Source organism: Mameliella sp. CS4, from assembly GCF_019392335.1.
Taxonomy (GTDB): domain Bacteria; phylum Pseudomonadota; class Alphaproteobacteria; order Rhodobacterales; family Rhodobacteraceae; genus Antarctobacter.
On sequence record NZ_JAHXRQ010000084.1, the window covers coordinates 1 to 738 of the forward strand.

General features: G+C 63.6%; 1 pseudogene. It reads right to left on the reverse strand.

Features of this window, described 5'->3' with window-relative positions:
* Nucleotides 1-673: pseudogene (locus tag KZZ07_RS26625) on the reverse strand (IS5 family transposase); the annotation flags it as partial.
* Nucleotides 674-738 lie beyond the last annotated feature (65 nt).

Sequence of the window (738 nt, forward strand, 5' to 3'; positions counted from 1 at the left end):
CGTAGGCTCCGTCTGCGGTGACCGAGCCGATTTCCACATCAGGCGGGATCTGGCTGAGCAATTCGGGCAACATGGGCGCATCACCGACGTTGCTCCCGGTGATCTCGAGGGCTCGGATCTCCAGCGTCTGTTCATCGACGCCCCTCTCGGCAGATTGCTTCGCAATCGCCTGCCGGGCAGTGGATGTGGATCTTGCGCCATAGGCGGCGTTTCGCGCCTCCGTGTTTGCGGACGTGCCACTCGCCTTCGCCTTCGGCCTTGATGCCGGTGCTGTCCATTGCCCGGCAGTGCATCACGCAGTGATGTCACGAGAGGGGATCAGCAGGTTCAGCGGCCCCCGCGAGCCACGGTAGGGAATGGTCACGGCCAAGGCCTTCTGGCGCCGGCTCAGGGCGCTGAAATCCGGCACCGCCCAGTAGAGGCCGACCAGGCGCAGGAGGCTTTCAACGAACCCGGTCGTCTGCCGGAGCGCCATGCCGAAGAGGACCTTCATCGTCAGGCATGTCTGGATCGCGGCATCGCTATATTGCGGCTGCCGTCCTCGATTGCCAGTCGGCGGCACCCAGACCATGTCCGGATCGAACCAGATCGTCAGGGAGCCACGCTGCTTCAGCGCCTCGTTGTAGGCCGGCCAGTTCTTGGTCTTGTAGCTCGGCGGGATGGGTCTGCTCATGCAGACCGGCTACCACGCTGGATTCACGAGATGAATCCCCCACCCGGACTTTGCGAAACAAAGCC